28 protein-coding genes are annotated in these 26,534 nt (G+C 46.4%); 3 read left to right on the forward strand and 25 right to left on the reverse strand.

The window, feature by feature from the left end:
* Positions 1-223: 223 nt before the first annotated feature.
* From K3F53_RS11275 to K3F53_RS11290, 4 genes are all read right to left on the reverse strand, one after another.
* Entirely contained in the window at positions 224-1,336 is a 1,113-nt protein-coding gene (locus K3F53_RS11275) for an RNA-guided endonuclease TnpB family protein (protein ID WP_057898466.1), read from the reverse strand.
* An 11-nt stretch (positions 1,337-1,347) separates the two neighbouring features.
* Positions 1,348-1,746 (reverse strand): IS200/IS605 family transposase, encoded by a 399-nt coding sequence (tnpA, locus tag K3F53_RS11280; protein ID WP_057898465.1) that lies wholly within the window; start codon positions 1,744-1,746, stop codon positions 1,348-1,350.
* A 458-nt stretch (positions 1,747-2,204) separates the two neighbouring features.
* Entirely contained in the window at positions 2,205-2,432 is a 228-nt protein-coding gene (locus tag K3F53_RS11285) for a hypothetical protein (RefSeq protein ID WP_057898463.1), read from the reverse strand.
* 259 nt (positions 2,433-2,691) lie between these two features.
* A complete protein-coding gene (locus K3F53_RS11290; protein WP_220558995.1) occupies positions 2,692-3,207 on the reverse strand; it encodes a helix-turn-helix domain-containing protein in 516 nt (171 codons plus the stop codon).
* Positions 3,208-3,368: 161 nt separating this feature from the next.
* Here K3F53_RS11290 and K3F53_RS11295 point away from each other — a divergent pair, with 161 nt between their 5' ends.
* From K3F53_RS11295 to K3F53_RS11305, 3 genes are all read left to right on the forward strand, one after another.
* A complete protein-coding gene (locus K3F53_RS11295) occupies positions 3,369-3,596 on the forward strand; it encodes a helix-turn-helix domain-containing protein (protein WP_057898461.1) in 228 nt (75 codons plus the stop codon).
* 23 nt (positions 3,597-3,619) lie between these two features.
* Complete coding sequence (locus K3F53_RS11300) at positions 3,620-4,348, forward strand: ORF6N domain-containing protein (protein ID WP_246615717.1); 729 nt, start codon at positions 3,620-3,622, stop codon at positions 4,346-4,348.
* Positions 4,349-4,726: 378 nt separating this feature from the next.
* Positions 4,727-5,884 carry a site-specific integrase gene (locus tag K3F53_RS11305; RefSeq protein WP_246615631.1) on the forward strand — a complete coding sequence of 386 codons (1,158 nt, stop codon included), beginning with the start codon at positions 4,727-4,729 and terminating at the stop codon, positions 5,882-5,884.
* A gap of 108 nt (positions 5,885-5,992) precedes the next feature.
* Here the strand turns inward: K3F53_RS11305 and K3F53_RS11310 are convergent, their stop codons facing one another.
* From K3F53_RS11310 to rimP, 21 genes are all read right to left on the reverse strand, one after another.
* Complete coding sequence (locus K3F53_RS11310; protein WP_057898460.1) at positions 5,993-7,657, reverse strand: ribonuclease J; 1,665 nt, start codon at positions 7,655-7,657, stop codon at positions 5,993-5,995.
* A 216-nt stretch (positions 7,658-7,873) separates the two neighbouring features.
* On the reverse strand, positions 7,874-8,743 hold the full coding sequence (gene dapA, locus K3F53_RS11315; RefSeq protein ID WP_220558996.1) for a 4-hydroxy-tetrahydrodipicolinate synthase: 870 nt from the start codon (positions 8,741-8,743) through the stop codon (positions 7,874-7,876).
* An 11-nt stretch (positions 8,744-8,754) separates the two neighbouring features.
* Entirely contained in the window at positions 8,755-9,981 is a 1,227-nt protein-coding gene (gene dapG, locus K3F53_RS11320) for an aspartate kinase (protein ID WP_057898458.1), read from the reverse strand.
* A 7-nt stretch (positions 9,982-9,988) separates the two neighbouring features.
* Positions 9,989-11,041 (reverse strand): aspartate-semialdehyde dehydrogenase, encoded by a 1,053-nt coding sequence (locus K3F53_RS11325; RefSeq protein WP_057898457.1) that lies wholly within the window; start codon positions 11,039-11,041, stop codon positions 9,989-9,991.
* A 79-nt stretch (positions 11,042-11,120) separates the two neighbouring features.
* Positions 11,121-11,720, reverse strand: coding sequence for a dipicolinate synthase subunit B (locus tag K3F53_RS11330; RefSeq protein WP_057898456.1), 600 nt, complete (start codon positions 11,718-11,720; stop codon positions 11,121-11,123).
* Positions 11,704-12,615: a dipicolinate synthase subunit DpsA gene (gene dpsA / locus K3F53_RS11335; RefSeq protein WP_057898455.1), complete on the reverse strand. Its 912-nt coding sequence runs from the start codon at positions 12,613-12,615 to the stop codon at positions 11,704-11,706. Before dpsA ends, K3F53_RS11330 begins: the two co-directional genes overlap by 17 nt.
* 157 nt (positions 12,616-12,772) lie before the next feature.
* A complete protein-coding gene (locus K3F53_RS11340) occupies positions 12,773-13,027 on the reverse strand; it encodes a YlmC/YmxH family sporulation protein (protein ID WP_057898454.1) in 255 nt (84 codons plus the stop codon).
* A 119-nt stretch (positions 13,028-13,146) separates the two neighbouring features.
* Positions 13,147-13,608: a dUTP diphosphatase gene (dut, locus tag K3F53_RS11345; RefSeq protein WP_057898453.1), complete on the reverse strand. Its 462-nt coding sequence runs from the start codon at positions 13,606-13,608 to the stop codon at positions 13,147-13,149.
* The gene (locus tag K3F53_RS11350; protein WP_057898452.1) at positions 13,595-14,857 is read right to left on the reverse strand and encodes a M16 family metallopeptidase; all 1,263 of its coding nucleotides are present in this window, start codon (positions 14,855-14,857) and stop codon (positions 13,595-13,597) included. Before K3F53_RS11350 ends, dut begins: the two co-directional genes overlap by 14 nt.
* Before the next feature lie 65 nt (positions 14,858-14,922).
* A complete protein-coding gene (locus K3F53_RS11355; RefSeq protein WP_091259643.1) occupies positions 14,923-15,876 on the reverse strand; it encodes a polysaccharide deacetylase family protein in 954 nt (317 codons plus the stop codon).
* A 164-nt stretch (positions 15,877-16,040) separates the two neighbouring features.
* Positions 16,041-18,170, reverse strand: a complete 2,130-nt coding sequence (gene pnp, locus K3F53_RS11360; RefSeq protein ID WP_057898450.1) for a polyribonucleotide nucleotidyltransferase — start codon at positions 18,168-18,170, stop codon at positions 16,041-16,043.
* Between the two features lie 155 nt (positions 18,171-18,325).
* Positions 18,326-18,595 carry a 30S ribosomal protein S15 gene (rpsO, locus tag K3F53_RS11365; RefSeq protein ID WP_057898449.1) on the reverse strand — a complete coding sequence of 90 codons (270 nt, stop codon included), beginning with the start codon at positions 18,593-18,595 and terminating at the stop codon, positions 18,326-18,328.
* A gap of 129 nt (positions 18,596-18,724) precedes the next feature.
* The gene (locus tag K3F53_RS11370; protein ID WP_057898448.1) at positions 18,725-19,669 is read right to left on the reverse strand and encodes a bifunctional riboflavin kinase/FAD synthetase; all 945 of its coding nucleotides are present in this window, start codon (positions 19,667-19,669) and stop codon (positions 18,725-18,727) included.
* Positions 19,670-20,605 (reverse strand): tRNA pseudouridine(55) synthase TruB, encoded by a 936-nt coding sequence (gene truB / locus K3F53_RS11375; protein WP_091259639.1) that lies wholly within the window; start codon positions 20,603-20,605, stop codon positions 19,670-19,672.
* Positions 20,602-21,600 (reverse strand): DHH family phosphoesterase, encoded by a 999-nt coding sequence (locus K3F53_RS11380; RefSeq protein ID WP_057898446.1) that lies wholly within the window; start codon positions 21,598-21,600, stop codon positions 20,602-20,604. The genes truB and K3F53_RS11380 overlap by 4 nt, the downstream gene beginning before the upstream one ends.
* Positions 21,597-21,959 (reverse strand): 30S ribosome-binding factor RbfA, encoded by a 363-nt coding sequence (gene rbfA, locus K3F53_RS11385; protein WP_057898445.1) that lies wholly within the window; start codon positions 21,957-21,959, stop codon positions 21,597-21,599. The genes K3F53_RS11380 and rbfA overlap by 4 nt, the downstream gene beginning before the upstream one ends.
* 39 nt (positions 21,960-21,998) lie before the next feature.
* Positions 21,999-24,239 (reverse strand): translation initiation factor IF-2, encoded by a 2,241-nt coding sequence (gene infB / locus K3F53_RS11390; RefSeq protein ID WP_057898444.1) that lies wholly within the window; start codon positions 24,237-24,239, stop codon positions 21,999-22,001.
* Between the two features lie 17 nt (positions 24,240-24,256).
* Positions 24,257-24,556: a YlxQ family RNA-binding protein gene (locus K3F53_RS11395; RefSeq protein WP_057898443.1), complete on the reverse strand. Its 300-nt coding sequence runs from the start codon at positions 24,554-24,556 to the stop codon at positions 24,257-24,259.
* Entirely contained in the window at positions 24,553-24,828 is a 276-nt protein-coding gene (gene rnpM / locus K3F53_RS11400; RefSeq protein ID WP_082705944.1) for an RNase P modulator RnpM, read from the reverse strand. Before rnpM ends, K3F53_RS11395 begins: the two co-directional genes overlap by 4 nt.
* 6 nt (positions 24,829-24,834) lie before the next feature.
* Positions 24,835-26,034 (reverse strand): transcription termination factor NusA, encoded by a 1,200-nt coding sequence (nusA, locus tag K3F53_RS11405; protein WP_057898442.1) that lies wholly within the window; start codon positions 26,032-26,034, stop codon positions 24,835-24,837.
* A 27-nt stretch (positions 26,035-26,061) separates the two neighbouring features.
* Positions 26,062-26,520, reverse strand: coding sequence for a ribosome maturation factor RimP (rimP, locus tag K3F53_RS11410; RefSeq protein WP_175493530.1), 459 nt, complete (start codon positions 26,518-26,520; stop codon positions 26,062-26,064).
* Between the last annotated feature and the right edge of the window lie 14 nt (positions 26,521-26,534).

Below are 26,534 nucleotides of genomic sequence, written 5' to 3' on the forward strand. Positions count from 1 at the left end.
TGGATTGTTGATGTCCAGTTGGCCCTAAAAAACACCCCACAGAATAGGGATGATTTTTCATGTATGTATAATTACAATTATTTTGATTTATATTTTATGTATTGCGTAAGAACATTTGTGAACTACCCGCCACCTACGTTTCGCTTAGAGGTGGGGGCTTCTAAGGTAATCGCACCTAACGGTACGAAATTTACTTAGCTATCGAGCCTGTTCCATGCTCTATCTATGATGATGCTAACAGTCGCAATCCTTCATGCTTGATGTTGATAGAAGCGTTCCAATCTCTATCTGCCACAAAACCACAATCACAGTGGAATGTGCGCTCAGAAAGAGATAGAGACTCCTTTACTTGACCGCAACATGAACAAGTCTTGGAAGATGGAAACCACTTATCTATTTTGATGAGTTTCTTCCCTTGCTCTTCCAACTTGTATTGGAGAAATGTCGTAAACATGCCCCATGCATTATCAGCAACGCTTTTGCCGAAATTGAGGGCTTGGGACATTCCCTTCATGTTGAGGTCTTCAATAACCACGCAATCATACCGTTTCGCTAATTTGTGCGATTCCTTATGTAGAAAGTCTTTTCGTTGATTTGCAATTTTCTCATGTAGCTTCGCTACTTTCAGACGCTGTTTGTGCCAACGATTAGAGCCTTTCTTTCTGCGTGATAGAATACGCTGTTCCTTCGCTAATTTTTCCAAGGCTTGGCGATAGAAACAAGGGTAATTGGCTGTCTTACCTTCTTCACTATCGACAAATAAGCCATTCATGGAAAAATCTAAGCCAACAACAGCTTGTACTTCTTTTTGTACAGGTTGATGTTCGTATTCGGTGAGAATAGAAACGTAGTATTTTCCTGTTTTTGTTCGAGAAACCGTACAAGACTTGATGATATGATGCGACGGAATTTCCCGATGTTGCTTCATTTTCACAAGTTTCAGTTTCGGTAATTTGATATAGCCATCCAAAAGCATAATGTTTCCGTTGACCACGTTGGTTGTGTAGGACTGTCTCGCCTTACGGCTTTTGAACTTAGGAAATTCAGCACGACCGGAGAAGAAGTTTTGATATGCCTTCTGCAAATTCAGTTGAGCGTTTGCCAACGCAAGGCTATCGACTTCTTTGAGCCATGCAAACTCCTTTTTGTACTTGGCAGGAGTCGGGTATTTTTGCTTTTTCAAGGCTTCTTTGTCGTCCTTGAACTTCTCATATGTTTCCTTTCGTTCAGCCAACATTTTATTGTAGACGAAACGAACGCAACCGAAGGTTTTCGCAAGAAGTTGCTCTTGTTCTTGTGTTGGGTATAGGCGGAACTTATATGCTTTGTTTGCCATATCGAATCACCTCACTTCATACCTTGATTTTCTATATATTTCTTTATCACTTCGGTGGGCGCACCGCCTGTTGTAAGTAAGCAAAAGCTTCTTGACCAAAAATACTCTTTCCAAAGTTTTCTTTTCACTTGTGGAAAATGCTTTTTGATAAGTCGAGAACTTGCACTTTTATAGGCATTGATGAACTTTGACATTTCAGTATTCGGATGTGCTTTGAACAAAATATGCACATGGTCAATATCGTGATTCCATTCGACTAAGGAAATATTGTAATTTTCACCCAATCGAACAAACATATCTTTCGCATAGTCAGATATGGCATCGTCAATCACTTTTCTGCGATATTTTACAACCAGAACAAGATGGTAATACAACAAAAACACTGAATGATTATTATTGTCTAATTTCATTGATACAACAGCCTTTCGCTTATCTAATACTGATTATATCATAACAAAAAAAAGAGACAACTTTAGGCTACACCTAACCGAAATTCATCTCCCACTTTCACTGGTGCTTCCGCACCTTCACGTTTAGAAGTGGGAGACTTCTTTCGGAGGTAAGTTAAAATCTGACGGCCTTAGTACGCCTCTAGGTGCCAATCTGGACGGTATTCGAATAAGCAGCTCAGAATCAAGTTCAACATAAGAGGGAGTATCTAAATTTGCATCTCTCCAAAAAAAGATTGGAACACGATGTGGAAAATGGAGCGTGGGGCCTGATTTCGTTATTTTAAGAGAAACTGCAAGAGCAGTTCCAGTTGAAGAAACAGCCACAATAAGAGCCGGGCGGATTTTACCTGCTCCCTGTCCCGGCTTGATTGGTGGCTTAAAAGGGAAAAATAAGTCGTATATTTCCCCTGGATTCATTAATCATCCAACCATTTCCTATGTTGAGGATTGTTGGGATCAAAATTCATAACCACACCGTTTTCACTGATTACTAGTGGTTCAACATCAGCAAACAGTTTGTCCACATCAATACTGGAGGAAAGTTTTTGATTTAACATTTCTATGCGTTTTTCAGAGCGAATGCGAGTAGTGCGATTACCAAGAGTAGAAGCACTGCTTTTTGCTTTTAATACTGCTCTTGTCACTCTATAATTCCTCCTTCGTTTCACCTGCATACCACCTTTATCATAATGATAATAACAGTATATGCAAGTGAAAAAACAAATAAGCTGTATAATCCAACATTTTCTACTTATATGTTACCCAATCTAATAGAGGGTGTCAAATAACCGTGACACTATCAAGTTCAGGAATCATCCTTACCACCCTTTCACGTTTCTCTGATAGTAGAAACGTTTGAGGGAGTTATTTTGAGCCACTTTTTCTAAAAAATTTTTTCCCCTGCTACTTTAATGTAACTACGATATCCTCTGCAAAAGAGTATGTCTGTGCCAGCTTCTCCATAATCGCCTCTTTAATTTCCTCCTCCATATCCTTATGGAACATGCGAGGAATCGGGGCGATCAGCTGCGTCATTTCCTCGGAATAGTTTACTTCAATCCCAACATAACAGAGCTTGTCCTTTTCATCCACGTCCAGGATTACACTGGCCGGCAGTACTTCCTGTAACACCTGCTTCTTGTACGTAATATCCGCATCCAGCTTAAACAGGAAATCGTTTTCCCTCTCCTCTACTTCTTTCACTTCGAAGCTAAATTTGAATGGCTCATAAATGAACAGTTCCCCTGGTGACACTTTGAGGAATTCACACAGTGTATTAAACGTATCGTACTGAATTCCCTTCGCATTGTGGTTCATCAGGGAGCTGATTGTCGTCCGTGACATCCCCGTTCCACTGGCAATATCGGCGATTTTTAATCCTCTCTCCGCCATTAAAACAGCTAAATTACACTTTATCATACACAAAACCTCATATTTAAAATACCATATACACTTCATAATAAATAATATATTGTTCATTTTGTCATTGACCAATTTTTTATCACTATGTACAATATAAATCGAAAATAAACAGATTATTGTTTATTATAACGATATTTTTGTTTATTGAGGTGATTCAAGTGATTCAACCGAACTTACCAATCCTGATGGCGAAGCATGGAGTGAGAACGTTAGCTGAGGTTGTAAGACAGACAGGCTTGTCCAGGACAACGCTGACTACGGTCTACTACAGCAGGGGAAAAGGGATTCAGTTCGATACGATGGATGCCCTGTGTGAGATGTTCGGGGTTGGCGTTGGGGAGCTGCTGGTATATAAGAAAACGGAGAAGGAGTTGGATAAACGATAAAGGCGGCCTTGCAGTTGAATGGAATGTCTCAAATTTGCGGGATTGATGTTTCTAACATTATTGGGGGATTCGGCCAAGATAAAAAAGCTATGCTGGTTAAACATATCGCAGAGCTACATGAAAAGAAACTCTTCAAAGTAAACGAACTTATAAATCGGAATCGTAACCGATTTATTGATGCCGTAGATATCATCGACGCCCAAAAATATCCAGAAATTGTAATCCTTTTTAGGGATAACAATGTTCTAAGTAAAATGGAAGTTTCAAAAGCAGACAATATCTACCTCCTTTCAGAAAGAGGATATGCAAAACTCATCAAAATCTTTGATGATGATAAGTCATGGGAAATGTATGACATCTTGCTGGACGAGTATTTCGAGTTAAAAGAACAGGCTCAAAAAGAAATGAATAAGCCTACTGCTGATTTAGTTGAAGTTATTAAAGAAGAATTTAGTGTCGTTGAAATTATTGCCAGATTTTCCGGGGTACAAAAAGGAATTGCTTTATCTGTTGCAATTGACCGAACTGAGAAGAGAACAGGAAAAACACTAGAAGAATATAAAAACCTTCTTCCTGCTGCTGAATATAATACAGGCTTCTTAACAGCATCACAAATTGGTGTCAAACTTAATGGTATGACAGCTCGAAATGTTAATAAGAAACTCTGTGACTTGGGACTACAAATACAAGAAGAATTAGAGTACATATCTCAGAAATCAGGGAACGTGAAAAAACAAAACAATGGCGATTAACAAGCAAAGGCAAACAGTTTGGTGAAGAGTTCCCATACACACGCAACAGCCACAGTGGGTATCAAATCAGGTGGAACGAGTCTGTGATTCCGTTGTTACAAACATTAAGGCATACGATATAAGATTTCAATGAAGAATTAGGGTTGGTTCTCTCCATGGTTATCATAACCATGGTACCCTAATCAGAAAAGGGGAGGTCATTACGCCCCCACCTTTTTATTACTCCCTGTCTCATATCCCATTTCCAGTGTGACCACTTCAGATGTTTACTCATGAAACTTGGCTGTTGTGTCACATCTTACATGTAGAAAGAGACAACGCTCTTTTTCCCCATTATTCATCTTACGGATCTTGTATGATAACGAAAAAGGAAGGTGAATGATTGTGAAAGGATACTTTCGTAAGAGAGGAAGCAAGTGGTCATTTTCCGTGGATATTGGGCGTGACCCGAAGACCGGAAAACGGAAACAAAAAACTGTATCAGGGTTTAAGACAAAAAAAGAAGCTGAAAAGGCGTGCGCCGAACTTATTGCACAAATTGAAAATGGTAACTACATCGACGAATCGAAAGAAACGTACGGGGAATACTTACTGGAATACATGGAGAACACCGCACGACATTCGGTACGTCCCTCAACGTATGACTTCCATCTCTTTATAGCAAAGAAACATATTATTCCCGAAATCGGAAAAGTAAAGCTCAAGGACTTAAAGCCGCGCCATCTTCAAAAAATGTACTCTAAAAAGGTGCAAGAAGGACTTGCAGCGAGCTACATCCGTAATATGCATGCTGTTATAAGCAAATCCCTGCGTAAAGCAGTTGAATGGGGATTAATTAAAGAGAATGCGGCATCTGCAGCTACTCCACCACGCATCGAGAAACGCCAGGTAACAACGTGGTCACTCGAAGAAGCAAATCATTTTCTCTCAATGATTAAAAAGCGAAAGACGGGGAATAGCAAATTTTATATTGCCTATGTATTAGCTATTTACTGTGGTATGCGTAAAGGAGAAATTTTAGGACTGCGCTGGCAAGATTGCGATTTAGAGAATGGGTTTATTCGAATTCAGCAAACCCTAGTAAAAACAAACGGAAAATTATCCTTTCAAGAACCAAAAACGAAAGGATCAATTCGAACAATAGTGGTGCCAGATTTTGCTCTGCAAGCGCTGAAGGCTCATAAAGTAAAACAGAACGAGGTCAAATTACGCCTGGGTGCTGCCTACAAGGATCATGACTTAGTTGTAGCAAACTGGACGGGTACTATGATACTCCCTACCGATATTAATTATGATTTCAAACTCGCCTGTGATTTTGCAGGTGTCCCTCAAATTCGCTTTCATGATTTGCGACATACTCATGCTACCCTCCTTCTACAACTAGGAGAAAACCCAAAAGTGGTTAGTGAACGTCTTGGACATGCAGATGTAAACATTACGCTAAATACGTATTCTCATGTTCTACCTACAATGCAGAAAGATCTCGCACAAAACTTTGATATCGCAATGAAGAATAAGGCCAAAAAATCACTTTAACACACTAAAGGTGGTCAAAATGTGGTCAATCACCTTATTTTTAAGATTAAAAAAGTCGTGAACCCCAGTAATATCAAGGGTTTCACGACTCAACATTCAAGTTTTAAATTACACTTCCATAATGATCGGCAGAATCATCGGGCGGCGGCGCGTCTGCTCATACAAGTAACGTCCAAGAGAGTCGCGTACATTCGTTTTCAGCGATGACCATTCGTTTACATTTTCTTCCATACAACGGTTCAGCGTCTGGCTTACAATTCGATTTGCTTCTTCAAGCAAAGCTTCCGATTCGCGGACGTACACAAACCCGCGGGAAATAATGTCCGGACCCGAAAGAATCGTTCCGTTTTGTTTGCTCAATGTAACTACAACAACTAAAATACCATCTTGCGATAAAAGCTTCCGGTCACGCAAAACAATGTTTCCAACGTCACCGACGCCAAGTCCGTCGATGAGTACGATACCGGCTTGGACTTTCGGACCATAGCGGGCCTTGCCTCCGCTAATCTCAACGGTATCCCCGTTGTCAAGCAAGAAAATGTTCTCTGGCCGAACGCCGCATTGCTCGGCCAAAATGGCGTGTTGGCGCAGCATTCTAAATTCCCCGTGAATAGGAATGAAATACTTCGGTTTCATTAAATTCAGCATCAGCTTCAATTCTTCCGCACTGCCGTGTCCGGATACATGAATATGATTGCCATATATCACATCCGCCCCGATCCGGTACAACTGATCAACCGTACGCGCCACGTATTTCTCGTTCCCCGGAATCGGCGTCGCAGCAATCAGCACAGTATCCCCTGGCAAAATATCAGCTTTACGGTGCGCCGAACGCGCCATGCGGGTCAACGCCGACATCGGCTCTCCTTGACTGCCCGTGGAAAGAATAACTACCTTTTCCGCCGGGAGTTTATTGATTTCTTCCGGCTCTACCAACATGCCCTCCGGAACACTCAAATAACCGAGATCCATCGCAATATTTACAACGTTCACCATAGAGCGTCCGATAACCGTTACTTTCCGGTCATATAATGCGGCTGCATCAATAACCTGCTGAATGCGGTGGATATTAGAAGCGAACGTAGCGACAACGATTCGACCCTTACACTTGTGGAACTGCTCTTTAATCGCCTCACCGACTTCCCGCTCTGAACCAGTAAAGCCAGGGCGTTCTGCATTCGTGCTGTCCGACAACAAAGCAAGGACGCCTCGTTCCCCGATTTGCGCCATTTTTGCCAGATCAGCCACTTGGTTATTAACCGGCGTATGATCGAATTTGAAATCTCCGGTATGTACCACGTAGCCTTCCGGTGTATCGAGGCAAATACCTACGGAATCGGGAATGCTGTGGTTCGTCTTGAAAAACGTTGCCGTGAAGCAACCAAGCTTAACTTCCGATCTGTTGTCGATAAGATGCAGCTTAGCGCTTCCAAGAAGACCCGCTTCTTTCAGCTTCACTTCGATCAGTCCGAGCGTCAGTTTCGTGGCGTACACCGGCACATTAATATGACGCAACACATACGAGAGCGCCCCAATATGGTCTTCGTGCCCGTGCGTAATCAGAATGCCGCGTACCTTTTCCCTGTTCTCCTGCAGGTACGTAATGTCCGGGATAACGATATCGATACCAAGCATTTCTTCTTCGGGGAACTTAAGACCAGCATCGATTACCACGATGTCATCCGCGTACTGGACTACATACATGTTTTTGCCAATCTCGCCCACGCCGCCCAAAGCGAAGATTGACAAAGCTTTTTGGTTAAGTTTCGACAAATTCATTCCTCCTAAATATTCAGTTGTAGTTACAGCTCAACAAACAAAATATTCATAAAAAAACCGAACCAGTCACTTGTTAATATTATACATGATGCGTCAGAGAAAAAACAAGTGCTATCATCTGTTACTATGTACGCCTAGCATGCTAAATATGTAAAACAAAAAAAGAGCAGGAAGACGTTTCATACTCTCCTGCTCCTTTTTTCTACATTATTATTTAAATAGACCTTTCACATAGTCTCTCTCTTCTTCGGTAAGTTCGACGAGTGGTAGACGTACCCCGCCGACGTCAATGCCTTTAAGAGCGAGTGCCGCTTTTACCGGAGTCGGGTTGGCTGCAATAAACAGACCTTCGAATACCGGAAGCAGCTGTCGGTGCAATTGGCTTGCTTTCACAATATCGCCGTCCACAAACGCTTCAATCATCTCAGCCATTTCCTTGCCGATGACATGGCTCGCAACGCTTACCACGCCTTTGCCACCGATGGACATGCATGGCAGCGTCATTTTGTCGTCGCCTGTGTACAGCACAAAATCATCTGCTGTGCGTTCAATAATTTCAGCCATCTGGCTTAAATCATCGCTCGCTTCTTTAATCGCGATGATATTTTCCACATCGTTCGCGAGACGAATCGTCGTCTCCGCTTTCATGTTAATAACGGAGCGACCCGGAATGTTGTATAGCATAACAGGAAGCTTTGTCGTTTGTGCAATGGTTTTAAAATGCTGATAAAGCCCTTCCTGAGACGGTTTGTTGTAATACGGCACAACCAGCATAATACCGTCCACGCCGCACTCCACCGCTTTTTGCGTTAACTCGATCGAAGCCGCTGTATTGTTGCTGCCTGTGCCCGCAATCACCGGAATTCGTCCGCCTACAATTTCCACTACATGGCGATACAAATCGACTTTTTCCTGACCTGTAAGCGTCGGTGACTCACCGGTCGTCCCCCCCACCACAAGGGCCGTCGAACCGTTGGCAATTAAATGCTCAACCAATTCTTCGGCTTTCTTTTTGTCCACATTCAACTGTGCATCGAACGGGGTGACCATTGCCGTTACTAATCGTCCTAAATCAATCACAGTTATCCTCCTCAAAATTGTACCTTATCAAGGTCAAACGCTTTGTGCAACGCACGCACCGCACGCACCATATCCACTTCGCGGACAAGCACCCAGATCGTGGTATGGGAATCGGCAGACTGCAGAATCTGGATGTCTTCTTTCGTCAGCGCTTCAACGATGCGCGCCATAACACCGGGAACGCCAGCCATTCCGGCACCGATGACAGATACTTTCGCGCAATGGCGAGTCAAAAGTGGTTCATACCCCATCTCCTGTAAAATACCAACCGCTTTCTCTACTACTTCATCGCGTACCGTATAAGCGACGCCACGCGGATTGACGTTAATGAAGTCGACGCTAATCCCATTCTCAGCCATCGCTTTAAATACCCGCATTTGCAGATCATATTCGCCCTCTCTGGCCATCACTTTAATCTGTGTTACGTTAGGTACATGCGCAATACCTGTGATCAGCCGATCGTTCATTTCACCTGCCAAACGATTGACTTCCGCCACACTTGTCACAAGCGTGCCCTCGTCATCTGAAAACGTCGAACGAACACGAATCGGCGTATTTGTCTGCATCGCGATTTCCACCGCGCGCGGGTGAAGCACTTTTGCTCCTTGGTACGCCATGTTGCAAATTTCCGTGTACGTAATGGTAGACAGCGAGCGAGCTTCCTCTACAATCCGCGGGTCCGCCGTCATAATACCGTTCACGTCTGTAAAAATATCGACCATCTCCGCTTTCAAGGCGACACCCAGCGCTGTAGCTGACGTATCGCTGCCACCGCGACCAAGCGTTGTTGTATCCCATTCGGTCGTCCGGCCTTGAAAGCCGGTTACGATAACCACTTTGCCCTGTTCCAGTTCACGCTGAATGCGCTGCGGATTAATCGTTAAGATCTGGGCATTTGTATAGTCATCATTTGTCAAAATGCCGGCCTGGCCGCCTGTAAGTACAATCGTATCAAGCCCCTTGGCGTTTAGCATACTGGCCATCGTCGCGGCCGAAATGACCTCGCCGCACGCCATCAGCATATCAAGCTCCCGCTTACCGAGAGTGTTCCCATTTTCTTTAATCAAATCAAGTAAAGTATCGGTCGCGTACGGATCGCCTTTTCGCCCCATAGCAGATACAACGACGCATACTCTGTACCCTGTTTCCAGCGCTTTAAGAATGTGGTAAATCGCACGCTCTCTTTTTTCGGCGGTCGTCAAAGACGAACCCCCGAATTTCTGGACAATTATTCTCATGCTGCTCTCATTGCTCCTTAATTAAGTTCCGTTTCACAAGTTCCTCGGCGATTTGCACTGCGTTCCATGCCGCACCCTTTAACAGGTTATCGGAAACAATCCACATATGCAAGCCCCGCGGATTGTCAAGATCGCGGCGCAGGCGACCGACGAACGTTTCGACTTTATCAGCCGCATCGATCGCCATCGGATATACCTGTTCTTCGGGATTATCCTGAACAACAATGCCTGGCGCGTTCGCAAGGAGTGAGCGTACTTCCGCCAGGTCATAATCGTTTTTAAGCTCTACATATACGGACTCCGAATGACCTTTGATAACCGGAATACGTACGCATGTCGCAGCGACCGCGATCGAGTCATCAGAAAAAATTTTCTTCGTTTCGCGCACCATTTTCATCTCTTCATTCGTAAAGCCATTATCCAAGAACACATCAATTTGCGGAATGGCATTAAAGGCGATTTGATGCTTTTTCGGCAGTGATCCGACCGGCAATACTTCTTTTTTCACTTCTTCGCCGCGAATAATCGCTTCCGTTTGGTTGCACAGTTCCTGAATCGCCTTGGCCCCTGCACCGGATACCGCCTGATAAGTAGACACAATAATACGCTCAATTCCGTATTGTTGACGCAACGGCTCCAGAGCAACCACCATCTGAATTGTTGAGCAATTCGGGTTAGCGATAATACCATGATGCTCCTTGAGCGCATCCGCGTTTACTTCCGGTACAACAAGCGGCACATTCGGGTCCATGCGGAACGCGCTTGTATTGTCGATGCAAATCGCGCCACGCTTTGCCGCTTCCGGGGCGAGCGCCTTGCTTACGCTGCCGCCTGCGCTAAACAGGGCGATTTGTACGCCTTCAAATGCGTCCGGAGTCGCTTCCTCAATAACGATATCTTCTCCTTTGAACTTAACTGTCTTACCAGCCGAACGGGCGGAAGCCAGTACCTTCAAAGACGTAAGTGGGAATTGCCTCTCCTCCAGCATCTTCAGCATCTGTTCTCCTACTGCGCCAGTAGCACCTACAACTGCAACATGATATCCATTCTTTTTCTCCATCTTCCCCACTCCTTCGCATTTTACTGAACATATTGCACAGCCTACATAATATTTTTATAGATGAAAATAGCAAAAATTACTATTGCATATAGCGGTATTTCTCCACCAACATCGGTTGAAGCTGTCTTCCTTCGAGCGCCGCTTCGCACGTCTCCTTAAGCAGTTCCATGCGGGCGACAAGAGAATTCGGCTTTTTGTCCGGCGCATCCTGGCCGTACGGCACCATGTAAATATTCTTGGTTGCAACAAGTTTTGCAATATTCGCCGCATTCAGACCGAGTCCGTCGTTCGTCGATATCGCGATGACGACCGGCCGCAAGTTGCGAAGCGTTGCTTTTGTCGCCATCATTACTGCGCTGTCCGTCATTGCATTGGCAAGTTTGCTGATGGACGTGCCCGTGCAAGGGGCAATGATCATAAGGTCCAACTTTTTCGACGGTCCGAACGGCTCCGCGTCCACAATCGTCGAGATAATTTCATTTCCGGTAATCGCGCGCAATTGCGCCTGCCAATCGCTAGAATTGCCAAAACGGGTATCCGTCGTAGCCACCGTATGGCTAATAACAGGAATAATGTTCGCGCCTGCATCTACCAACCTTTGAATCTCTGGCATTACTTCTGCAAATGTGCAATGCGAACCTGTCAGCCCGAAGCCGATCGTTTTACCCTTGAGATCCATTTTGATTCCTCCCGTTTACCATTTGTTCAAAAACGAGACGTGACAGTATATTGGCAGTAATCTGTCCCGCTGTTTTCGGAGCAACGATTCCAGGTAAACCAGGAGCAAGGATCGCTTTAATCCCCCTCTTCTCCGCATACCGGAAATCGGTGCCGCCCGGTTTGGAGGCCAAATCAATAATTAAAGCGTGGTGTTGCATATTGGCAATCACCTTTGCTGTAATGACAAGGTGGGGGATCGTATTAAAAATCAAGTCCGCGTCATCAACATGTTGGCTTAGTTCATCGATATGGAATGGGGTCAATCCCATCTCGAAGATACGGGCCAAATCTGCCGACTTGCGGGCACCCACGCGCACGTGAGCACCAAGCGCGTGCAAAACGCGCGCCATGGATAAACCAACCCGGCCCAATCCGAGAACCAGACTGATAGAGTTATGAATAGTAAAATCAGTATTTTGGATTGCCATCATAAGCGCGCCTTCCACTGTGGGAATGGAATTATAAATCGCCACATCATCACGGTTCAGAAATTCCTGCAAACTGAGATTGTGAAGCGCAGCCATGTTTCTCAGAAAGCTGCGGGCCATCCCCGTATAAATGCAGCAGCGGGAAGGAAGCACCGTCAAAAGCTCTTCCGTTAATTGCAGGGGTTTAGAACAAAAAATACTTTCAACATACCCCTTATCGTCCGACCCTACAATCGGTAGAATCAAAGCATCCACATCGCGCAAGACATCAGCAGAAAGCGGACGCTTCACCGCTCCAGTGAAGTTGCTCTCCCAATTATCAAAGCCGATGAGGGTTACCGCGGCATCCAATTCGATAAATTTCTTGATGACTTCAAGCTGGCGGGCATCGCCCCCGATGAAGGCAGCATGAATTCCTGTCAGCATAAGATAACCCCTTTCAAACCATTTTACTGCAAACCTGCGCCAAGATAAAGCACAAAACGACCGCCGCAGCCATGGTTTCCCGAAATTCGTTGCATTTCTACCCTCATCGTATTCGTAGGTGCCCGGTGTGGTGACAAATGCCCACCCATCCTTTCCACTATTCTTTTATCAACGTTCCCGGCTTCATTTCGATAATAATCATTTCGCTTCCGATTTTACGGATGGCTTTCCACGGAATCATCATCTCTTCTTTTTTCTTGCCAAATCCAAGTAAACCGCTTGCCGGAATAATAATGGACTCGATTTTGCCCGTATCTGGATCAATAACCAGATCGGATTGCCCCACTACCCCCATTCGCTCACCATTATCCAAATCAATAATTTCTTTTCCGCCAAGTTCGCTGTACCGCATTGAACCGCCTCCCCGCATGCTGAATTTGCTTTTATACAATATAAATAGATAAAACAAGGGGAGGACATTCGTCTTTTCCACAATTAAAAAAAGAGGAAGAAAAACATCTCCCTCTTTCTTTACACTCCTGTATGTCCAAAGCCTCCGCTACCGCGCTCTGTTTCTTCAAGCCTGTCCACTTGCTTCAGATGCACGCGCGGCACCCACTGAAATACAAGCTGGGCGATGCGGTCTCCCCGCTCAATCACAAACGGCTCCGATCCGTGGTTAATTAAAATAACGCCGACCTCTCCCCGGTAATCCGCATCAATGGTACCGGGCGAATTCAGTGTGGTAATTCCTTTTTTGTATGCCAATCCGCTGCGCGGACGCACCTGTGCTTCCAAGTTCGCTGGCATCGCCATCGCAAAACCGGTCGGAATCAGCGCGCGCTCACCGGGCTGAAGCGTTACGGGAGCATCTACCGCGGCTTTAAGGTCAAAGCCGCTCGCAAGCTCCGTCATTTTCTCAGGCAAACCAATGTCTTCGTTACCAGGAAAAACCGTGATCTTTACCGTTACATCTACATTAGCATCGTACAAAGATATCGCTCCTCATATAATCTGGAATTGCTTCAAGCGGACTAACAAGCGCCATTGCCATCGGCTGTGAAAAGATATCTTCCGCTACTTTTTTCACATTCTCTAGTGTAACATTTTCCACACGCTGAATCATTTCGTCCAGCTCTATATGACGCTTAAGTAAAAGCTCATTTTTGCCGAGACGACTCATGCGGCTGTTGGTGCTCTCCAAGCTCAGCATCAAGCTGCCTTTCAACTGCTCTTTCCCTTTCTTCAGTTCTTCGGCCGTAATCCCCTTGTCACGCAATTCGGCGACCGTATGTATCATTACGTTATATACTTCTTCAAGCTGCTTGGTCGCCGTTCCGGTATACAGCGTAAATGTACCTGCATTTTTAAATGCGGAATGGTAAGAATATACGGAGTAGGCCAACCCGCGTTCTTCACGTACTTCCTGGAACAGACGCGAACTCATACTACCGCCGAGCACGTTATTCATCAAAATTAACGAATAAATGTCCTTGTGTCCCACCTCATATCCGGGAAATGAAAGACAAAGATGCGCTTGTTCCGTATCTTTCTGCTTGCAAATCGCGCCAGCTGTAAAATCCGGTTTTACATCCGGTGTTAGTTCTTTAGTAACGCGCTTGTATCCGGAGAAATAGCGAGAAATTTCGCTAAGCAGCTTATCCGATACATTGCCTGCTACCGCAATCACTGTTTGCTCCGGCGTATAACGCGCCTCTATGTAACGGTGGATATCATTGCGAGTAAGACGATTCAGCACTTCCTCCGTGCCAAGAATACTGTAACCGAGCGGGTGGGTCTCATAACACGCCTTAGCCACGATATCGTGTACTAAATCGTCAGGTGTATCATCATACATGCGGATTTCTTCAATTACCACATTTTTTTCCTTTTGTAATTCCTGCTCATCAAATACCGAATTAAAATACATATCGGCCAAAATATCAAGCGCGACCGCCGCATGCTCATCAAGCACCCGCGCATAATAGCATGTATACTCTTTGGAAGTAAAGGCATTCACGTGTCCGCCAATTTGGTCAAATGCTTCGGCGATTTGTTTGGCCGACCGCGTTGCTGTGCCTTTGAAAAGCATATGTTCAATAAAATGAGAAATTCCGTTCCATTCTATGCTTTCAAATTTCGACCCTGTTCCGATCCAAACACCAAGGGCTACAGAGCGAACCGTTGGAATTTTTTCGATAATGACGCGCACGCCGTTTTCTAGCGTGTATTTTTCTATCACTACGCCTTCCTCCTCCAGATGACAAGAATGTCACATATTTTCTTACTATAGCAAACTTATGTTTTTCACTCAATAGGGGGAACGCGCCTGGTAGATAGGGTTTCGCTTACCGTGCCGAGCGCCAATTTCTTTTCTTTTATATACTGAATGAGCCGTGGAAGTGCTTCGGCGGTCGGAGACGTTGGATGCATCAGAATGAGAGCGCCATTATTGATTTTTGGGACAACTGTACGGAACCATATTTCTGGAGATGGTTTACGCCAATCCACTGTATCCGCCGTCCAAAGAATTGTCTTCAAATGATAACGCGCGGCCATATTAACGACCCGTTGGTCAAAATCTCCAGAAGGAGGTGCGAATAACGTCGGTGTAATCCCTGTCGCTTCTGTAATTACCGCGTTTGTTTTTGTGATTTCCTGTTCGATCCTTGTTAAAGAAAGCTTGCTCATATTCGGATGCGAATACGCATGACTGCCAATTTCATGGCCTGATTGGACAATTTTTTTCGCTTCGTCCGGATATTTTTTCGTCCAACTGCCGTCCAAGAAAAACGTTGCTTTTACATTTTCTTTCTCAAGCGTCTTTAAAATAGAATCCAAGTATTCATTCCCCCAAGCAACGTTAATCATAATTGAAACCATTGGCTTGGCCGGATTTCCACGATAGATAGGAGCCGGAGACAGTTGGTCAATCTGGACGGACGGCTCAACTTCGCGGTAAACAATAAGTGACTCGTCCCATTTGCCAGCATGAAGCATCCGCTTTATGCTCGCTTCTTCGTCAATAACCAATCCGTTATAGCCGGGAATCCCTTTCCAAATCGGATCAATGCGCGCGTCCACCGGAGGGACATTTTTCGTTCTCGCAAGCTCCTTTATCTTTGCCTCCCATTGCACCGTTTGGGTCTGAAGCGTCTCCTGATCCTTTTTGCGTGATGCAATATAGGAATTTACGGGTTCCGAAGTCATAACACTATATAAAAGAAAAGTAAAACAAAGCACCGCAAGCAATCTTTTCATGATATCCACCACTCCCGCACACCAATAGGTTTGTACCATCGTATGCGGACAAAGCAGAAAAATGACTATAGCTAGCAACAAATATGCTTTTTTCTGTCCTATTTGATAGAATATAAAAAATTAAATAGCGACTGACTCAGAGTCACACGTCGCTATTTTCTGGCTTACTGTTTATTGTTAACCTGAGCGGCCGCTCGTTCTTTTTGCTTTTGTTCTTTTAATACCGCTTTATGCGAAAGATTAATACGGCCTTGATTATCGATCTCCGTAACTTTTACCATTAGTTTATCCCCAATGGCTACGACATCTTCTACTTTGCCTACGCGCTCTTCCGCAAGCTGGGAAATGTGAACAAGCCCCTCTTTGCCGGAGAATAGCTCCACAAACGCGCCGAATTTCTCGATGCGCTTCACGGTGCCATTATATACTTGTCCGACTTCAACTTCACGCACAATATCTTCGATGATGCGCTTCGCCTTTTCGTTCATTTCCGAATCCACGGAAGCAATATAAACGCGGCCATCCTGTTCAATGTCGATTTTCACGCCAGTTTCTTCGATAATCTTGTTGATGACACGGCCGCTTGGCCCGATAACATCACGGATTTTGTCCGGATTGATACGCAGAGTCGTAATTTTGGGCGCATACGGTGACAGCCCTTTGCGCGGCTCCTTGATCGCCTCTTCCATTTTGTCGAGAATAAACAACCGGCCTTCGCGTGCCTGCTTGAGCGCCTGCTCGAGAATTTGACGGTTAATTCCTTCAATCTTAATGTCCATCTGTAGCGCGGTAACACCTTTACGTGTGCCTGCCACTTTGAAGTCCATATCGCCCAGATGATCTTCCATCCCTTGGATATCCGTCAAAACGCTGATATGCTCGCCATCTTTTACAAGCCCCATCGCGATACCGGCTACCGGAGCTTTAATCGGCACCCCGGCCTGCATCAACGCCAGTGTGCTTGCACAAATACTTGCCTGGGAAGTAGAACCGTTCGATTCAAGCACTTCGGACACAAGGCGAATCGTATAAGGGAACACATCTTCGCTTGGAATAACCGGCTCCAGCGCGCGTTCACCCAACGCACCATGCCCGATTTCACGGCGTCCCGGCGCGCGCAATGGACGGGCTTCTCCTACGCTATAAGGTGGGAAATTATAGTGGTGCATAAACCGCTTCGATTCTTCAAGGCCGAGGCCATCGAGAATTTGCACATCACCAAGCGCCCCAAGCGTACATACGCTAAGCACCTGGGTTTGTCCGCGCGTGAACAGACCGGAACCGTGCGTGCGCGGCAACAGGTCGACCTCGCAGGAAATCGGCCGGATTTCATCCAGCGCACGACCATCTGGACGAACTTTTTCATGCGTAATAAGACGGCGCACTTCTTTTTTCACAATGTCATGCAAAATTTCTAGCAACATCGCTTCCTGTTCCGGATAGATTTCCGCGAAATGCGTGAGCGTTTCTTCATTAATCGCCTCAATCGCGTCGTAGCGCGCCTGCTTTTCCTCAATCCGTACCGCTTCAAGCAGTCGGGCTTCCGCATATTCTTTAACGGCTGCCTCCATCTCCGGATCGATGGAATGCAGTTCCACTTCCATTTTTTCTTTACCGACTTCGGCAACCATTTTCTCAATTTCTTTTACGATTTTGCGAATTTCTTCATGGCCATACATGATCGCTTCTAACATCGTTTCTTCCGGCACTTCGTTAGCGCCTGCTTCCACCATGTTGATTGCGTCATACGTACCGGCTACAGTTAGGTGTAAATCGCTTTTTTCCATCTGTTCGACGGTCGGATTGATGAAGAACTCGCCATTTACACGGCCTACAATAACGCCGCCGATCGGTCCATGAAACGGAATGTCAGAAATGGAAAGCGCGGCGGACGTTCCAATCATGGCGGCAATTTCTGTTGAGCAATCCTGATCTACGGATAGCACCGTATTGACAACCTGCACTTCATTGCGAAAACCTTCCGGGAATAGCGGACGGATCGGACGGTCAATCAGACGGCTCGCCAACGTTGCTTTTTCGCTTGGACGTCCCTCACGCTTAATGAAACCGCCCGGGATTTTTCCAACGGCATATAACCGCTCTTCATAGTTTACTGTAAGCGGGAAAAAATCGAGTTGAGACGGCTTTTTGGATGCCGTTACCGTACTCAGTACCGCAGAATCGCCATAGCGGACGAGCACCGCTGCGTTGGCCTGCTTAGCGAGTTTGCCGTATTCGATCGACATTTTTCGTCCCGCAAGGTCAAACTCGTATATTTTCACATCCATATCCATAAACCTATAAATGCCTCCTCTCTTGCTCAACAAAAAGTATCATTTCGTCATTTTTTTAGTATCTCCTGCACTGAATAGAAATAATAAGGAAAAAATGTATCCAAACATATCCAAAATTTTCAGGCATGAAAAAAGCGGGGAAACCCCGCTTTTGCTTATCGGCGCAAGCCTAATTTGTCAATTAACTCACGGTAACGAGCAATGTCCTTATCTTTCAGATAAGCAAGCAAGTTGCGGCGTTGACCTACCATCTTCAGAAGACCACGACGAGAATGGTGGTCTTTCTTGTGCACGCGCAAATGCTCGTTCAGGTAGTTAATTTTCTCAGTAAGGATAGCGATTTGTACTTCTGGAGATCCTGTATCAGATTCATGAGTACGGAATTCCTGAATCAGCTGTTGCTTCCGTTCTTGCGTCAGTGCCATCCTGTTCACCTCCTCATAAAAATCCCCAATGCCCTAGAAAACCGTCGGTGAGTCGATCTTCCAAGCCATGGTTATTAACTTAACGAAACATATTATATCATACGCACAAGATAGAGTAAACCCCTGTCCCTACACAATTGAATATTTCGCAAACTGTTTTTTCACCGTTTCGACATCTTCGTGAATCTGCACAACCAGCGCGTCGACACTGGAAAACTTCTGTTCTTCGCGAATAAAAAACCAAAACTCTACTTCTATCGCTTTGCCGTAGATATCACCCGCAAAATCAAACAGATGCACTTCCAGCGACTTTTCTTTCCGCTCGTTTTCAAACGTGGGCTTAATTCCCACGTTCATGACACCATAATACGTTTTATCTTCCAGTTCGACACGCACACCGTACACACCGTTCCGCGGAACGATGTATGGAGCAGACAGCTGGATATTGGCTGTCGGAAATCCGATGGTTCGCCCACGTTTTTCCCCGTGCACAACAGTGCCGCGCACCCGGTATGGACGACCAAGGAATTGTGTCGCTTCAACAATTTTTCCACTGTACAAATATTCACGAATCAACGTGCTGCTAATTTTTTCGCCGAACCGGTTTACCGGTGCAATCACCTCAACGCCGTAGCGGCCGTTCGCGTGTTCTTTGAGCGTAATGGCCGTACCTTTCCCCCTATGTCCGAACGTATAATCAAATCCGACCACTACATGTTTCGGACAAAGCTGCACCAAAAACTCGTCAATGAAGTCCTCCGGATAAATGGCGGCGAACGAAATGTCGAAATAAACAACGTAAGCAATATCTACCCCCATTTTCTTCATCTGTTCAAGCTTTTCATCGATAGGCGTTAAGTACTGGGTATACCCGCTTTGACCAAGCACTTCGCGCGGGTGTGGATCAAATGTCATAACCGCCGACTTTACGCCGAGCGATTTCGCTATATCAATCGCTTTTTGAATAACGCGGCGATGTCCAACATGCACACCGTCGAAGTACCCCATAGCCAGTACGCACACCTCGCCCTGAAAATCAGGCGGCAGCGGATAATGCAAACGTTGAATTTCCATTTATGCCTCCCCCTCCGGAAACACTCTGACAGGTTTGGATTCGACACCTTTTTCTCTATCTATATCTATCACTTCGTGTAGCGCAAGAAAAGATCCATCCGGGCTGTATAAGCGAAGCCTGTCCCCGATTTGCCAGTTACCGCCCTTCAAGTGACGCTGATTTAGTCCGTTGAGGATCGCCTTGACACGGCCTGCGGGGACTGTCACTGCCGGATACTGCGTCAGCCCTTGATCAAGTGAATACAGCAGTTCCGCAAGCCTCCCCTCGGCCTGAGCCTGTTCCACTTGTTCTAGCGTTACGCACTCGTCCAAAGTAAAGGGCCCGCTTTTAATGCGCTGCAAACGAGTCATATGGGCCGGAAACCCAAGCGCAGCACCAATATCGACGCACAGCGTTCGAATATACGTTCCTTTGGAGCATGTCACGGTGAACGTAACCTCAGGTTGTTCGCGCTCAAGCGCCATGTTTTCGATTGTCATCTCATAAACGGTGACGCGGCGCGGTTTCCTTTCTACCGTTTTGCCCTGCCGCGCCCATTCATGCAATCGCTTGCCGCCCACTTTTACCGCTGAATACATTGGTGGCACCTGTTCGAATTCGCCAATAAAGCGGGCGAGTACGGCGCGAACTTGCGCTTCGGTTAACGGTGGCTCGACGCTTTTACGCTCAACGACCACTCCGCTAGCGTCCTGCGTATCGGTCGCCGTTCCTATCTTCATCGTCGCCCGATACACTTTCGGCACCTCATGCAGATAATCTGCAACTTTGGTCGCCGGGCCGATGCAAATGGGAAGCACTCCGGTGACACCTGGATCCAGCGTACCGGTGTGGCCCACTCTTTTCATGCGCGTAATTCTCCGCACTTTCATTACGCAGTCGTGCGACGTCATTCCAGCTGGCTTGTATAAAGGAAGGATGCCTGAAAGTATGCTCATGCCCGCTCACCACATTTTCGCAACACCGCGCTTACTTTTTGTGAAACGACTGCTTTAACCTCCGCAAGTGTCCCTTCCACCGTGCAGCCGGCAGCACGAATGTGCCCGCCACCGCCCAGTGATTTGGCGATCGCCGCGACATCGACTTCACTGCGCGAACGAAAGCTGACTTTCACTTTGCCGCCCGCAACTTCTTTATACAGTACGCCTACTTCCACACCTTCGATGTTACGAGCATAAGTAACAAGCCCTTCCGTATCATCATTGCCCGCGCCTGTCTTCGCCATATCAGCGAGCGTAACGGTTAGGTAAGCGGCGCGGTCGCCGTCCATTAGTTCCAGCGTTTGCAAAGCACGACGCAATAGCTCGACATGCGCCTTTGTAATGGTCTCAAGCACCTGCTCTGCGATGCGCGCAGGTTCTACCCCGTGCTTCAATAATTCGGACGCAGCTTCCATCACGCGCGGCGTCGTATTGGAATAGCGAAACCCGCCGGTGTCCGTCAACAGACCGGTATACAGGCAAGTTGCCAATTCAGCGTTAATGGTAAGCTCCATAAATTTCACCAGATCAAAGATGACCTCCGCCGTTGCGGCCGCGTCTATACGCACCAGATTTACATCTCCAAATAAATCATTTGTGGGATGGTGGTCAATGTTAAGCAATTCGCATTTCGGAGCGAACCATGCCGCCACTTCCCCGATGCGGGCGAAATCAGCACAATCGCATGTAATAACGGCATCGTATGTATCGTGCTCTGTCCGGGTGGACATGTTCACAATCGCATCCGCCCCAGGCAAAAAACTAAATTTGGCAGGAGTTTCTCCTTCATTCACAAGCGTCACCCGCTTGCCGAGCTGGCGCAAAAGCCAGCCCATCGCAAGCAGGGAGCCGGTGGCATCCCCATCAGGATTTACGTGATTTACAACGAGAAAATGCTGATGCCGATGAATAAAACGTACAGCCGCTTCCAGGGATGCCTGATAGGAACTCATTGTCTGTCTTCCCCTTTTCCCTGATTAATTTGGTTCAGCAGCGACTCAATTCGACTGCCGTACTCAACGGATTCATCGAACTTGAACACCAAATCGGGCGTATGCCGGAGAGTAATGCGGCGCCCAATTTCAGAGCGCATAAATCCTTTCGCTTTTTCAAGAGCTCGCATCGTATCTACCTTCTGTTCATCTCCGCCGAGCACACTGATAAACACTTTGGCAATCGATAAGTCGCCAGATACTTCCACGCCGGTTATAGTAACGAATCCGATGCGCGGATCTTTTATTTCCTGTTGTAAAATTTGGCTTAATTCTTTTTTAATTTGTTCGCCTACACGATTCGTACGAATGTTGCCCATCATATTCACCTCGTTCTATCTGTGCTTGCGCAGCCAAGGTTATTGGGCGACTTCCTCCATGACGAACACTTCGAGGATGTCCCCTTCTTTGATGTCATTGAATTTTTCAATCGTCACACCGCACTCGTAACCCTGTGCCACTTCGCGCGCATCGTCTTTAAAACGCTTGAGCGTGTCGATTTTTCCTTCATAAATCACAATACCATCACGAATCACACGAATGCCGGCGTCGCGCTGAATTTTGCCGTCCGTTACATAGCAACCTGCGATCGTTCCGACGCGGGATACTTTAAATGTCTGGCGCACCTCGGCCTGACCGATCACCTTCTCTTCGTATACCGGTTCAAGCATACCTTTCATAGCCGCTTCGATTTCTTCGATGACCTTGTAAATGATGCGATGGAGACGAATATCGACTTTTTCCGCTTCCGCGGTCGCACGCGCGTTCGGTTCCGGACGCACGTTGAAGCCGATGATAATCGCGTTGGATGCAGAAGCCAAAATTACGTCGGATTCCGTAATTGCCCCGACGCCTGTGTGAATAATTTTTACGCGCACGCCCTCAATATCGATTCTTTCAAGCGAGCCGCGCAACGCTTCTACCGAACCTTGCACGTCCGCTTTGATAATGACGTTAATTTCCTTCATATCGCCTTCTTTGATTTGATTGAACAAATCGTCAAGCGATACGCGTGCGGAGGCGCGCAGTTCCTTTTCACGGCGGGTCGCTGCCCGGCGTTCACCAATTTGGCGCGCCATTTTTTCGTCCTCGAATACCATGAACTGGTCACCAGCCTGCGGCACGTCATTCAACCCGGTAATCTCCACTGGGGTGGACGGCGGAGCTTCTTTGATACGGCGGCCTTTGTCGTTCATCATCGCACGAACGCGTCCATACGCCGTACCAACAACGATCGGATCTCCGACTCTCAGCGTACCGGATTGCACAAGAACGGTCGCTACCGGACCTTTTCCTCGATCAAGCTCGGCCTCGATAACCGTGCCGCGCGCGCGCTTATTCGGGTTGGCTTTCAACTCTTGCACTTCCGCTACAAGCAAAATCATTTCCAAAATGTCGTCCAATCCTTCGCGCTTAAGGGCCGAAACGTGCACAAAAATTGTGTCACCGCCCCAATCTTCCGGCACAAGCCCATGTTCCATCAATTCCTGTTTTACTCGGTCAGGGTTGGCGGTCGGTTTATCCATTTTATTTACCGCCACAATAATTGGCACGTTGGCCGCCTTCGCATGGCTAATGGCTTCTACTGTCTGTGGCATAACACCGTCATCGGCCGCCACCACAATAATGGCGATGTCTGTAACCTGTGCGCCGCGCGCGCGCATCGTTGTGAACGCAGCGTGTCCTGGCGTATCAAGGAATGTAATTTTCTTGCCGTGTTTTACAACCTGGTATGCACCGATATGCTGCGTAATACCGCCGGCTTCCGTCGATGTTACGTTTGTCTCGCGGATGGCATCAAGCAACGTCGTTTTTCCATGGTCAACGTGCCCCATAATCGTAACAACCGGCGGACGTTCTTCTAAGCTTTCCGGATCATCCACTTCTTCGATATTTTCAAAATCACTATAGTCCACTTCGATTTTTTCCTCAACTTCAATGTCATAATCGGAGGCAATCAAATGGATGGTATCCAGATCAAGTTCTTGGTTAATCGTAGCCATTACGCCAAGTCCAAACAATTTTTTAATAATTTCGGAAGGTGATTTTTTAATTTTTTTGGCCAGCTCCGCTACCGTCATCGAACCGGATACAGTGATTTTATCCACCTTCACCTCCGGCTTTGGTTGTTGTGATTTACTTGGACGTTTAAGCGCTTTATTCGATTCAGCCGATTTTTTGTTATCGTCGAAACGTTTCGGGCGGGCGTTTGACTTCTGCATTGTTTTACCGCGACTCAAATGGTGACGATCTTCACGCGGCGGTTTTGCCCCCACTTTCGGCTTGTTACCCTGCTTACTTTTTCCATTTCCTTTGTTTCCTTGACTTCCGTTTCCTTTACCTTCATTTTTTACATTCCGTTTTGCCTGTTCTTGATTTTTCTCCATCTTACCACTCTTTTCCGTATCGCGCTTTTGTTGTTGACTGTCTGCGCGTTCTTTAACTTGTTTTAAATGTTGTTTTACCTTTTGCACTATGCTGTCTTCCAGCGTGCTCATATGGTTATTAACCGATATGTCAAGTTTATGAAGCAAATTAATTAGCTGCTTGCTACTAATGTCAAGCTGCTTAGCATACTCATACACTCTTAGCTTACTCATGTATCCACCCCCGACAGTTATTGGTGAATCAACTGTGTCAATCTTGCTGCAAAGCCGACGTCAGTTACGCCGATGACGACTCGTTGCTCCTTCCCAAGCGCAGCGCCGAGCGTACAGCGGTCGCCGTACGTCTCGCAGGGGACATGGTAACTGCTGCACTTATCCATTACCTTTTTGCGAGTGTTCGGGGATGCGTCTTCCGCCAAGATGACCAAGCGCACCTGTCCCTGGCGGATCGCTTTGATGACGAATTCTTCACCCGTAATAATCTTGCGGGCCCGCTGCGCGAGGCCGAGCATTTGCTCCACTTTGTTCATTTGCGCACAAGCCTCGCAAATTCGCGTTCTAGCTCCTCATACATTTCATCCGTCACTTCTGCCTTCAAGGCGCGATTGAGAAGCTTCTTCTTCTTCACAATTTCAAAAGCTTCCCAAGAACGGGAAACATACGCGCCACGCCCGGAGGCTTTGCCAGTTGGATCAATTTTGATTTCACCCTCCGGCGTCCGCACGATGCGCAGCAAATCGCGCTTATCGAACATCTCCTGGGTGGCGATGCATTTTCTTTGTGGAGTTTTTCTCGTTTTCACGAAAATCTACTCCCTTTCATCCCCGGCATTTGAAGCAGGTGCTTCTTCCACCGGCTTGTTTTCCTCTTCGTTCTCCTGTTCGTACGCCTCGTTCTGCATCCATTCGTCTTTCGACTCATCGGCTTTGTCTTTGGATACGACGGACACCGGCTCACTGTAGACAAAACCTTCCTCTGCGGCCTGGCTCTCGCTCTTAATGTCAATCTTCCAACCGGTCAGCTTAGCAGCTAAACGCGCGTTCTGTCCACGCTTGCCGATGGCGAGAGATAGCTGATAGTCAGGTACAATGACGCGCGTCATTTTTTCCGCTTCGTATACCGTTACGTGCATGACTTTGGACGGGCTAAGAGCATTGGCTACATACTCTGCGGGGTCTTCTGACCATTTCATGATATCGATCTTTTCGCCCTTTAGCTCCTGGACAATCGTCTGCACGCGCATTCCCTTAGGTCCAACACAAGCGCCAACCGGATCCACATTTGGATCGGATGAATATACTGCAATTTTGGAGCGATCGCCTGCTTCGCGCGCTACCGATTTAATCTCTACTACACCATCAAAAATCTCCGGCACTTCCAATTCAAATAGACGCTTGAGCAAACCCGGGTGCGTGCGAGACACAAAGATCTGTGGCCCCTTCGTCGTCTTTTCAACCTTCGTAATAAATGCTTTAACGCGATCTCCCTGCTTAAATGTCTCGTTCGGCATTTTTTCATTGAGCGGCATAAGCGCTTCTACTTTGCCAAGATCAATATAATAAAAACGATGATCCTGGCGTTGGACAATACCTGTTATAATATCTTGCTCACGATCGACAAACTCGTTATAAATAATGCCACGCTCAGCCTCACGAATGCGCTGCGTTACAACCTGCTTGGCCGTCTGTGCGGCAATGCGGCCGAAATCACGCGGCGTAACTTCCATATCAATAATGTCGTCAACCATGTAGTTAGGATCGATTTCTTGGGCTTCTTCGAGTGAAATTTGCGAACGAGGGTCTGTTACTTCTTCTACCACTGTTTTGCGGGCAAAAACTCGGACGTTCCCCAGCTCGCGGTTAATATCAACACGCACGTTTTGCGCGGAGTTAAAATTGCGTTTATAACCGGAGACCAGCGCCGCTTCAATCGCTTCAATTAGCACCTCTTTGCTAATTCCTTTTTCTCTTTCTATCTCGTTTAAAGCTTCAATGAATTCGGCATTCATCGTTATCCCTTATCCTCCTTTCAAACATTAAAACACAATGGCAAGCCGGGCACTGGCCACTTTTTCCCGTGGAATGACCACGCTTGTTTTCCCTTCTTTAATCTCCAATTGTTTTCCATCGTAAGATATGAGCTCGCCTTCGAACACTTTAGCTCCGTTAATCGGTTCGTATGTGGTAACATGCACATGCCTGCCCACGGCACGTTCAAAGTCTTTTTCTTTTTTCAACGGGCGCTCAGCTCCAGGAGAAGAAACTTCGAGAAAATAAGCTCCTGGAATCGGATCCGCTTCATCCAGCTTCTTGCTTAACTTTTCGCTGACTCGTCCGCAGTCCTCGATATCCACACCTCCTTCTTTGTCGATATAGACGCGAAGAAACCAGTTAGCGCCTTCTTTTGTGTACTCAATTTCGACAAGTTCCAAGTTTTCTTCTTCAAGAATCGGTGTGACAAGTTCTTCTGTCACGGCGATTACGTGTTGGCTCAAGAACATAAACCCCC

The sequence above is a fragment of the Aneurinibacillus thermoaerophilus genome, from assembly GCF_019603355.1.
Taxonomy (GTDB): Bacteria; Bacillota; Bacilli; order Aneurinibacillales; family Aneurinibacillaceae; genus Aneurinibacillus; species Aneurinibacillus thermoaerophilus.

What these genes read in the sequence shown, in the direction of transcription:
- K3F53_RS11275 (WP_057898466.1), bottom strand. Translation starts at nt 1,336, where the DNA reads ATGGCAAACAAAGCATATAAGTTCCGCCTATACCCAACACAAGAACAA.
- tnpA (WP_057898465.1), bottom strand. Translation starts at nt 1,746, where the DNA reads ATGAAATTAGACAATAATAATCATTCAGTGTTTTTGTTGTATTACCAT.
- K3F53_RS11290 (WP_220558995.1), bottom strand. Translation starts at nt 3,207, where the DNA reads ATGATAAAGTGTAATTTAGCTGTTTTAATGGCGGAGAGAGGATTAAAA.
- K3F53_RS11300 (WP_246615717.1), top strand. Translation starts at nt 3,620, where the DNA reads ATGTCTCAAATTTGCGGGATTGATGTTTCTAACATTATTGGGGGATTC.
- K3F53_RS11305 (WP_246615631.1), top strand. Translation starts at nt 4,727, where the DNA reads ATGATTGTGAAAGGATACTTTCGTAAGAGAGGAAGCAAGTGGTCATTT.
- dapG (WP_057898458.1), bottom strand. Translation starts at nt 9,981, where the DNA reads ATGAGAATAATTGTCCAGAAATTCGGGGGTTCGTCTTTGACGACCGCC.
- K3F53_RS11325 (WP_057898457.1), bottom strand. Translation starts at nt 11,041, where the DNA reads ATGGAGAAAAAGAATGGATATCATGTTGCAGTTGTAGGTGCTACTGGC.
- K3F53_RS11330 (WP_057898456.1), bottom strand. Translation starts at nt 11,720, where the DNA reads ATGGATCTCAAGGGTAAAACGATCGGCTTCGGGCTGACAGGTTCGCAT.
- dpsA (WP_057898455.1), bottom strand. Translation starts at nt 12,615, where the DNA reads ATGCTGACAGGAATTCATGCTGCCTTCATCGGGGGCGATGCCCGCCAG.
- K3F53_RS11340 (WP_057898454.1), bottom strand. Translation starts at nt 13,027, where the DNA reads ATGCGGTACAGCGAACTTGGCGGAAAAGAAATTATTGATTTGGATAAT.
- K3F53_RS11355 (WP_091259643.1), bottom strand. Translation starts at nt 15,876, where the DNA reads ATGAAAAGATTGCTTGCGGTGCTTTGTTTTACTTTTCTTTTATATAGT.
- pnp (WP_057898450.1), bottom strand. Translation starts at nt 18,170, where the DNA reads ATGGATATGGATGTGAAAATATACGAGTTTGACCTTGCGGGACGAAAA.
- rpsO (WP_057898449.1), bottom strand. Translation starts at nt 18,595, where the DNA reads ATGGCACTGACGCAAGAACGGAAGCAACAGCTGATTCAGGAATTCCGT.
- K3F53_RS11370 (WP_057898448.1), bottom strand. Translation starts at nt 19,669, where the DNA reads ATGGAAATTCAACGTTTGCATTATCCGCTGCCGCCTGATTTTCAGGGC.
- truB (WP_091259639.1), bottom strand. Translation starts at nt 20,605, where the DNA reads ATGAGCATACTTTCAGGCATCCTTCCTTTATACAAGCCAGCTGGAATG.
- K3F53_RS11380 (WP_057898446.1), bottom strand. Translation starts at nt 21,600, where the DNA reads ATGAGTTCCTATCAGGCATCCCTGGAAGCGGCTGTACGTTTTATTCAT.
- rbfA (WP_057898445.1), bottom strand. Translation starts at nt 21,959, where the DNA reads ATGGGCAACATTCGTACGAATCGTGTAGGCGAACAAATTAAAAAAGAA.
- infB (WP_057898444.1), bottom strand. Translation starts at nt 24,239, where the DNA reads ATGAGTAAGCTAAGAGTGTATGAGTATGCTAAGCAGCTTGACATTAGT.
- K3F53_RS11395 (WP_057898443.1), bottom strand. Translation starts at nt 24,556, where the DNA reads ATGAACAAAGTGGAGCAAATGCTCGGCCTCGCGCAGCGGGCCCGCAAG.
- nusA (WP_057898442.1), bottom strand. Translation starts at nt 26,034, where the DNA reads ATGAATGCCGAATTCATTGAAGCTTTAAACGAGATAGAAAGAGAAAAA.